Source organism: Pseudoalteromonas sp. BSi20439 (assembly GCF_000241165.1).
Taxonomy (GTDB): Bacteria; Pseudomonadota; Gammaproteobacteria; order Enterobacterales; family Alteromonadaceae; genus Pseudoalteromonas.
Window position 1 is genome coordinate 1 of record NZ_BADW01000118.1, and the last position, 10070, is coordinate 10070.

Consider the following 10070-nt stretch of genomic DNA (forward strand, 5'->3'; position numbering starts at 1 on the left):
TTTTTTGTATTTATGGTTTTACTTTACAGTTGCGACTGTAAGTAATTTTCAAGGCCAGTGTTTTTAATCAACAGTTGTTGTGTTTCTAGCCAATCAATTTGTTCTTCTTGCTCATTTAAAATGTTATCGAGCGCTTCGCGGCTAATGTAATCTTTTTTACTTTCAGCCAGTTTAATAGCTGCACGCAGCTCATCGATAGTATCAAGTTCAAAGCTCATGTTAGCGGCAATCATTTCTTCGCTGTTCTCGCCAATACGTAAACGTCCTAAATCTTGAAGGTTTGGTAAGCCTTCTAAAAATAAAATACGCTCAATTAAACGATCGGCGTTTTTCATTTTTTGTATCGATACTTTGTAATCAGCTTTGTCTAGTTTGCTAAAACCAAAATCTTTAAACATACGTGCATGTAAAAAGTATTGGTTAATACCCACAAGCTCATTAGCAAGTACTTTATTTAGCGCTGCAATAACGTCTTTATCGCCTTTCATAATGTAAGTCCTTATTCGCCCATTTGAGCTTGGTGATAGTTTTGAGTGCCAATTTTGTCAATTAGACCCAGTTGTTGCTCTAACCAGTAAACGTGATCTTCTTCGGTATCAAATAATAGCTTTTCTAGAATTTCACGAGATTGATAATCTTGCTGTTGTTCACAGATAGCAATAACTTCTTTAACACACTCAACCACTTCAAGTTCTAAGGTTAAGTCGTTTTGCATCATGCTTTTTACATCGTTACCAATTAACAGGTCACGACGTTTAGTCATGTTTGGTACGCCTTCTAAAAAAAGAATACGCTTAATTAGCCAGTCAGCGTGGTCTTTTTCTTCTTCCATTTCATGGTTAAGACGCTCATAAAGTTTGTTTAAGCCCCAATCGTCGTACATACGAGAATGAATAAAATACTGGTCAATAGCAGCTAATTCGTTAGCTAACAATGTATTGAAGGCGTCGATTACTTTTTGATTACCTTTCATAGCGCTTATCCTAAAAATTCTAATTGTGGCTAGTCTAGTATATAGGCACAGAATTGCAAGTAATTTACTTATAAATCATATGGTTAATATTGAGTTTGATTCTCGTTTAAGTTTGCATTGCTGGTTGATAAATAGGCATGTTGTTATTTGTATTTTAGATCAGCAAGTTAGTTGAGGGTATAAGTGCGTTCATACCGAAAAAGTATGAACGCGTAAGTGATTAAAATTGATAAGTAACACCTACTGTGGCCGTGGTACCTAAACCTTTAATGTTGTATCCACCATAGGTGTAAGATTGCGCACGGGCAGGGAAGTAGTCTTGGTTAAATAGGTTTTCTATCCCGATAAAACTTTTCCAGTTGTCTGCAAACTGATACTGACCACTTAAATTAAAAACCGTGTAGTTATCGACAGGTCCCTGATCGCCAACATATTTACCATTATCATTAGGCTCAAAGCGCTTTCTATCACCCACATACAAGTAACTTAATGTTAATGACAGGGTGTCCGTAGGTTGCCAGTTAAGATTGGCTGTGGCTTTTGGTGGGCTGATTTGCTTAGAGCCTAAATATATATCGGCTTCAGTATTTTTACCTTCTACATAACTATAAGTTGCCAGCAATTTAAGGGATGGGCTTATGGTGTAGTCTACTAAGGCTTCATAACCCCAAATTTCTTGAGGTGCTCTAACCGGTTCATAAACACCGGTTACTTCATTAAATTTGTTTGTAGTGCCAAGCTCAGAGGTGCTTCGATATGCTGCGACTTCTAAACGAACTGCATCAAATTGAGAATTAAAACCAATTTCATAATTATCGATAATTGAAGCCTGTGTTTGAATAAGCCCAATATCGTTTACGGTAGCAGAGCGAAGTAGGCGGCCAATATCTGATATATCAGATCCCTGTGAGTAGTTTAAAAAGGGGCTGAATTTTTCATCTAGATTGTATTTAATGCCCACGTTATAGGTCGTAGCATTGTAATCAACCGTGTCGCCTTTTACGCTAATTGGCACAGAGCATTGCGTGGCCGTTTTACATAATTTAAGCGTGCGATAATCATCTACGCTAAGGTCGATATTTTCTTTGCGTACACCGGCTTTTATAATTAAGTCATTAGCAATAACCCATTTTGTTTGCAAAAAGCCTGCGATACTTTTCATGTCCATTTCTGGCACCCAAACACGACCATCAACCAGTGGCTGTGAAGTAATATCATTTAACGCATCAATGCCGTAAATAAATGAAGCTTCAACTGAGTTAAAGTCTACTTGGGTATTAAAAGTTGCTCTGGCGCCTTTTTTTTCTGAACTTATAACTGATTGACCACCTTGATAATTTTCCTCAGGATTGGCAAGGTTTGGAGAGAAGAAAAACACATTTTCTATATCTTGCGTATAGAGGTCTAACGTCATTTGTGTGTTTTCAAGCAGTGCGTAGTCGGTGTATTTTAAGGTTATATTTTCGTTGCCTTCTGGTCCTTGTGGTTTACCTTGTTTTTGTAATTCTGACGGCACGTGAATAGCGTAAGTTTTTTCACCTAAGTTCATATCGCCAACAACATCACCCAAGTCGGTTTTTTGTTGTGAACTGAAGTAGTTATAACTAAACTGGAGCTGCTTTTCATCATCAAAGTCGTACCCTAGCTTAGTAAAGTAGTTTTGTGTAACGGCATCAGATAAACCATATTGCAAACCGAGAATATCGCCCTTGGCATCGCGTTGTACGCCGTTTTCTTCATAGCTTGCAGTTACTAAGTAGCTAAATTTATCTGCACGACCATTCAATGCTGCAGATAACCTTGCGCCTGCGCTTTCTTCAAGTTTTACCGCACTAAAGCGGCTCGATAAGCTTATTTCACCTTGGGTTTTTCCATCACTTTGCGCTTGCTTGGTAATATAGTTAATAATGCCGCCTGATGCGCCGTTACCATAAATAGACGTGGCTCCTTTAATGACTTCTATTCGGCCTATTGAACTCGGATCTAAGGTTTTTATTCCTAATGAACCGTTACGCAGTGGCGTTGATTGTGGCACACCGTCAATCATGATCAGTGGTGCACGACCACGCAGAGTTTGCCCTGTATTGCTTGAGCTTCCGGTGTCTGGTGCTAGGCCTGGAACCATTTGTGCTAAAAGACTTTGTAATTCAGGGTTAACTTTTAAATGCGCTTCTATCTGTTTTTGACTAATAATAGTAATAGAAGCTGGAACCTCATCAATACTCTCAAAAACACGACTACCCGAAACAATCACGTGTTCCATTTCTGATTGATTTAAATTTCTTTGGATTGTTGAATCGTCTGCAATACTGGCGCCACTGACTACTAATGCTATTAAGCTCAAAGATGTTTTAAACATGCGGGTCCTAAGTTTGAATGATTTTAGTTGTAAAAATAAGTGGCGCAATATTAAAAGTAATACAAAGTAAACGCAAGGTTAATGATAATTGTTTTTATTTGCATGTATGATTTGAATTACAATGCCAACGTGATTGTAATACGCAGTTGCGTTAGAAAAAACTGATTGAGTAACTTACAGCGGGGTTATTTTGTTTAGCTATATTGCATGTGTTTACAGCGGTTATAAGTCGCTGTAAACATAAGTAATAAACGTGTAGTGCATATTAATTACAAGAAGTTTTATATCGGCAAATCGGGGCGAACAACTTCAATAATGCAGTGTTCAATTGCAAACTCGTCATGTAAATAGTGTTTAATGGCGTTAAGCTCAATAGGTGTATCTGTTTGCAAAACAATTTCACAATGTGTGGTGTTATCGTCAAGTTGCCATGCTTTTATTGAATGTATTTGAGCGATGGCAAACTGTTGCAGTAACTTTTTACTGATAAGTTGCTGATCAAAATCAAGGGGGGCTGCCTGCATTAAAATGCTGCAGCTGGCTTTAAGTAATAATACGCCGTGATAAATAACATACAGTGATATCAATATAGTTGCTATTAAATCAACCACATACCACTGGTATAAAATAATTAAGGTACCGGCAATAATAACCACAATAGAGGCCATCGCATCAGAGACATTATGAATAAACGCCGCCTTTATATTCATGTTATTTTTAGCACCGGCTCTGTAGGTTAATAAAGCGGTTAACAAATCAATAAATAGGGCTATTGCAGCCACCCACACAATAATCCAACCATTAATAGGTTGCGGGTTTAAATAACCGCTAATTGCTTCAAAAATTAAATAACAGCCAATCACAATTAAGGTTGTACTGTTAAAAAGTGTGGCTAATATTTCAGCGCGTTTGTAGCCAAAATGGTGCGTGCTATCAGCACTTTTTTTGCCAATTTTTCGAGCAATAAGCGCTATAAATATGGCTGCCGCATCGCTTAAGTTATGCAGCGCATCAGCAATTAATGAAAGGCTGCCTGAAAATACACCACCTATAACTTGAGCTATAGTAAGCAGTACATTAATAAAAACGGCTAAGGCGAGTTGTTTATCACTGTGGCTGTCATCTACATGACTATGAGAGTGTTCATGCCCCATATTATGTTGCCCATTTATTGTTGATACTCTGTATGCTCATCATGACAACTTTAAAGCGGTTATTAAAGAGAATTTATGGTTTGTACGCAATTAGTCTAAACCTAACAATAAGTTAATATTGATTATAAAGTGTTATGTTGTAATAGGCGGGTTTTATGCTTTAATGGCTTTATAACGAAAAGATAAAAGCGGCTAAGTAAAAAGCATGGCCTGTAGGTTAGTATAATTAATTATGAAAACACGCTCAATTCAACATCAGTTAGCCATTATTTTTATCGTTATTGCCCTAGTACCCTTGGCTATAATGGCTTTTATAAACCATCAGCAAGTGCAAAATAGTCGAACCCTTGATGATTCTGCAAAGCTTAACCAGCTCAGTAGTATAGCTAAGCAATTAGCAGAGACTTGGTTTGTTGAGCGGTTAAATAACTCCCAACAATTAGCAGAGCTATTAACTCGTGACTCAGCACAAACTAACGCGTTAACGTCGCCTTTAATTGATGACTATATTAAATTACACCCCTATATTAATGCTATTGAGTTAATAGAAAAACCAAAACAATTTACATCACTCAACACAAACTATTTTAGCGCTATTAACCGTGACGATATAAACGTTATTTTTACTCGTCTAAATAGCAGCCAAAAAGCTGTGTTTCGCTCTTTTGCAGTCGATAAACAAACCTTTCATATTATTGCAACGCCACTTTTTAATAGTAATGAGCAATTACACGCTGTGCTGCTTATTGATATTTCCGTGGCAAAATTATTACGTTATCTCAAATTACAGGTTATGCAAAATACCCAAGCCGACTTTTATATATTTTATAAAAATAACGCTCAAGGAGTCGATTCTGACTTAAATCAACTATTAACTTTGCCTTTTGAGCCATCTTTAATGGCTTTGCCGATGTTTGAGTATACCGATAAAAACAAACAGCTACATGCTGCAACAACCACGAAGTTAAACTTTTTAAACGCCCAAAGTTGGCAATTAGTTGTAACTAAGCCTGTGGTGTTTAGCAAGTTTCAGCCTTTTTTAACCATGCACGTTATTCCCGTACTAGTTGTGATTATTTTGATTATGAGTGCTTTAGGGTGGAGTCACCGACGTTTATCTAGGCCATTACATCAACTTACTCATGTTACTGATGAAAATACAACGCCAGCATTACTTAAAAGCAATGCCGAATTTGCGCATTTACCACATGAGTTACAGTTATTAATTAATGTGCAGCAACAACAGCATCGTCAATATCATACACAAGCAACTTCATTACAAAATGCGTTAAAGCAATTAGCGCAGCAAAAAAGTGCATTAGATGAGCATGCTATTGTTGCGGTGACCGACTTAAAAGGCACGATTACGTTTGCCAATAGCAAATTTTGCAAAATTAGTGGCTACGAACACCACGAGTTAGTTGGCGAAAATCACCGTATTTTAAATTCAGGTGTGCACCCTAAAGCGTTCTTTAAAAATATGTATAAGGCGCTTAAAAAAGACAAAATTTGGCATGGCCAAATTTGTAATAAAGCTAAAGATGGGCGTTTTTATTGGGTAGATACCACTATTGCTGTTTTTGTAGATAATGATGGTAGGGCACACAGTTATGTTGCAATTCGTACAGATATTACCGCGCTTAAATTACAAGAAATAGAATTAGAGCAACATAAAACACAGCTGGAACTTGTCATTGACTCAACCGCAGTAGGCATATGGGATTGGTACATTGATACGGGCAAGGTTACCTTTAATTCACGTTGGGCGGAGATCATCGGTTATACACTCAGTGAATTAACGCCAACCAGTATTGAAACGTGGCAAAAGTATGCACACCCAGAAGATTTAGTACTTTCAAACCAAAAATTACAGGCACATTTTGCCGGTAAAACCGAACATTATGTTTGCGAAGCGCGGATGCGACATAAACAAGGGCATTGGATTTGGGTGTTAGATACCGCAAAAGTGGTTGAATATAATAGCGATGGTTCTCCAAAACGGATGATTGGTACACATTTAGATATTTCTGAACAAAAAGCGACCCAAGAACAGTTACAAAGCAGTCGCGATCAGTTTGCTACATTGGTGGGTAATATCCCCGGTATTATTTATCGCTGTAAATATGATGCGTTGTGGACCATGATCTACATGAGTAAACAAACAAGTGAAATAACAGGGTACGAGCCTACCGCCTTAATAAATAATCAACAGCATAGTTTTATTAGTATTATTCATCCTGATGATCGCACTGACGTTAAAAATAAAATTAGAGAGTGTGTACAAGAGCATCGTTCTTGGTCCATAGAGTACAGAATAATTACCAACGATAACAGCATTCGTTGGGTCAACGACAAAGGCCAAGCCATTTATGACACCAATGAAGACGTGCCCTACCTCGATGGATTTATACTTGATATTACTGAGCGTCACGAAGCGCAGCTGAAAATTGCTCGACAACAAGATTTACTTGAATCAATGAGTAAACAAGGGCAAATAGGTGCGTGGGAAATAAACTTAAACACCAATGCTGTATATTGGTCTGATGAAGTTAAAGCTATTCATGATGTGCCTAGCGATTATGAGCCAGAAATTACCACCGCAATAAATTTTTATAAGTCAGGTGAGCACCGACAAATTATTGAGACGCTATTTGAAAAGGCGATTACAACCGGTCAAAGTTGGAGTGTAGAACTTATTATACTCACCCATAAAGGAAACGAAATATGGGTTAAATCGATGGGGCAAGCTGAATTTAAAGAAGGCGAATGTGTTCGTGTTTTTGGCTCGTTTCAAAATATAGATGCGCACAAGCGGCTTGAATTAGAAAGCGAAAAAGCCAATAGATATAATAAAAGCTTAGCCACACTTACGGTTTCTCCTGAGGTGCAAAGTAGCGACGTCGATAAAGTAAAATTACTGGCGGTAAAATCAATGTGTGAGGTGTTAGATGTTGACCGTGCCTCAGTATGGATTTTTAATGAGCAACGCGATGCAATGCTCTGTCACAGTTTATACATAAAAGGTGAGGGGCATGTTCATTCAAATAGTGAGCTGAGTGTGGAGCAATACCCCGCCTATTATGATGCAATTTATAAACAAAATTTAATTGCCATTGATGATGTGTATACCCATGCCGCTACTAGCGACTTTATTGATAGTTACGCTATTCCGCTGAATGTTAAATCGATGCTTGATGCGGTAATCGCAACAGGTGATGGTAATTTAGGTATTTTATGTGTAGAAACCGTTGGTGAGCCACGTCATTGGACCCAAGGTGAAGAAACCTATTTACGCTCTTTGGCTACTTTAGTTGGCAGTTCATTAGTTTCTCAACGCCGTAAGCAAACCGCTGAAAAATTAAAAGTAGCGCTTGTTCAAGCAAAAGAAGCTGGAGTAGCTAAAAGCCAATTTTTAGCCACCATGAGCCATGAAATTCGCACCCCAATGAATGGGGTGTTAGGCATGCTCGAGCTGATCCAATTAGAGCCACTGCCTAAACATGTAGAAACCAAAGTAGGTATAGCCAAACAAAGTGCGCATTCTTTATTAGCGGTTATTAACGACATTTTAGATTTTTCAAAAGTTGAGGCGGGTAAAGTTGAATTAGAAAGCATTAACTTTAATGCCCGTGATCTGATTGGGTATGTTGCAGAGGCTCAAGCTTTGAGTGCGCAAGGCAAAGGCATAGAAATTATTTTAGATTTAGTTGCTGTAGAGCCCTCGCATCTAAAAGGCGATCCTAGTCGAATTCGTCAAGTTTTGACCAACTTACTCAGTAATGCGGTTAAATTTACTAGTCAAGGTGAGGTGGTGATCAGCGCGTCGATAAAGCCGACTGATCAAGGGCTTGAATTTAAGGTAAGTGTAAAAGATTCTGGAATAGGTATAAGTAAAGAAAAACAAAAACAGTTGTTTAGCCCGTTTACCCAAGTGGATGCATCAACCACCCGAGAATATGGGGGTACAGGCTTAGGGCTCGCTATATGCAAGCAGTTATGTGAACTTATGGGTGGATACATTAGTGTTAGCAGTGAAATAGGCAAAGGCAGTGTGTTTACTGCACAAATGATACTTGAGGAAGGGGAAGAGCAAGAGCGCTATGTACCCAATGTAAATATTAATGAGCTCACTATTTTGGTGGTTGACGATAACCAAACAAATCGATTAGTGATCAGTGAGCAGTTAGGGCATTGGGGAGCACATGTTGAATTAGCAAGTGATGCCAAACAAGCGCTTGAAATGTGTGAAAATAGAATTAAAAACCAACAAAAAGTATATGATATCGCTGTATTAGACATGCAAATGCCAGATATGGATGGTATTGAGCTGTGTAAAATATTAAAAGCGGATGCTAATTATCAACCTATGCCATTAGTCATGATGACCAGTATTGCGGGTATGGAAGATGCGCAGCGTTACTCTGATGCAGGTTTTCAAGCGTATTTTCCAAAACCGGTGACCACGGCAGATTTAATTTCAGCGCTTTCAGTTATTGCCAATAATCCGCAAAAGCAGGCTCTTCCGCTTGTGACGCCTGGCTTTATTGCGTCAATGCGAAAAGACGAAGCGGATAAACCGGCTGAAATATTACTGGTCGAAGATAACCCTATTAATCAACAAGTCTCCACTTTAATGTTAAAGAAATTGAGCTGCGAAGTGACAGTGGCAGAGAACGGTCAGCAAGCAATAGAGATACTCAGCGCTCATGAAAAAGGGCATTTTAGCCTTGTATTAATGGATTGTCAGATGCCAGTCATGGACGGTTACAGTGCCACCACCGCAATAAGGAACAATGCGGCAGGGGAGCAACATAAAGCAATTAAAATTATTGCCTTGACCGCTAATGCGATGGAATCTGACAAACAGCGTTGTATTGATGCCGGAATGGACGATTATTTAAGTAAACCAATTCAACTAGACGTTTTAAAACAAAAATTAGAACAGTATTTTTAAGGTTATAAACAATGAACAAAGCAATAGAAATTCGCGATGCAAAGCCTAGTGACGCAAAAACAATCTTACACTTTATCAATGAACTTGCCATATACGAAAAAGAGCCTGATGCAGTAAAAACCGATGAGCAAGCCATTTTAAACACCCTGTTTTGCGACGGCGCAACAGCGCATAGTTTAATATGTTTACAAGACGATGAGCCAATTGGCTTTGCCGTGTATTTTTACAACTACTCTACTTGGTTAGGTAAAAATGGTCTCTATTTAGAAGATTTATATGTTAGCCCAGATAGCCGTGGAAATGGCGCTGGTAAAGCCATTATGAAAGAGCTGGCAAACAGAGCAATAAACAAAGACTGTGGCCGCTTTGAGTGGGTGGTACTTGATTGGAATAAACCTGCGATTGATTTTTATAATAGCATGGGGGCTGAGCCACAAAATGAATGGATTATTTATCGTTTAACGGGCCAAGCATTGATTGATTTTGCAAACAAAGATTAGGGTCTGTTGACCTTTTAAGGTTAAATTTGCAGCAGTCTGTTTGGTATTTAGGCAAGGCAGAGCCTAAGTGGTGTGGTTATTCCCCATAAATAGGCGATAACGCAGCATCAATGCCAAACAGGCGCTGCCC

6 protein-coding genes are annotated in these 10070 nt (G+C 38.5%); 2 read left to right on the plus strand and 4 right to left on the minus strand.

Translation table 11 applies throughout. The annotated features are described in order from the left end of the window. Positions 1–23: 23 nt before the first annotated feature. The 4 genes from bfr (P20439_RS11165) to P20439_RS11180 all read right to left on the minus strand — a co-directional run bounded on the left by bfr (P20439_RS11165) (position 24) and on the right by P20439_RS11180 (position 4486). On the minus strand, positions 24–488 hold the full coding sequence (gene bfr, locus P20439_RS11165; protein WP_008466857.1) for a bacterioferritin: 465 nt from the start codon (positions 486–488) through the stop codon (positions 24–26). 11 nt (positions 489–499) lie between these two features. After that, complete coding sequence (gene bfr / locus P20439_RS11170) at positions 500–973, minus strand: bacterioferritin (RefSeq protein WP_008466858.1); 474 nt, start codon at positions 971–973, stop codon at positions 500–502. 220 nt (positions 974–1193) lie between these two features. Then, on the minus strand, positions 1194–3332 hold the full coding sequence (locus P20439_RS11175; protein ID WP_008466859.1) for a TonB-dependent receptor: 2139 nt from the start codon (positions 3330–3332) through the stop codon (positions 1194–1196). 281 nt (positions 3333–3613) lie between these two features. Next, complete coding sequence (locus P20439_RS11180) at positions 3614–4486, minus strand: cation diffusion facilitator family transporter (RefSeq protein WP_008466860.1); 873 nt, start codon at positions 4484–4486, stop codon at positions 3614–3616. A gap of 232 nt (positions 4487–4718) precedes the next feature. On the opposite strand from P20439_RS11180, the gene P20439_RS11185 reads away from it, so the two are divergent. Then, positions 4719–9440: a PAS domain-containing protein gene (locus tag P20439_RS11185; RefSeq protein WP_008466862.1), complete on the plus strand. Its 4722-nt coding sequence runs from the start codon at positions 4719–4721 to the stop codon at positions 9438–9440. Between the two features lie 11 nt (positions 9441–9451). Then, positions 9452–9940, plus strand: a complete 489-nt coding sequence (locus P20439_RS11190) for a GNAT family N-acetyltransferase (RefSeq protein WP_008112272.1) — start codon at positions 9452–9454, stop codon at positions 9938–9940. Positions 9941–10070 lie beyond the last annotated feature (130 nt).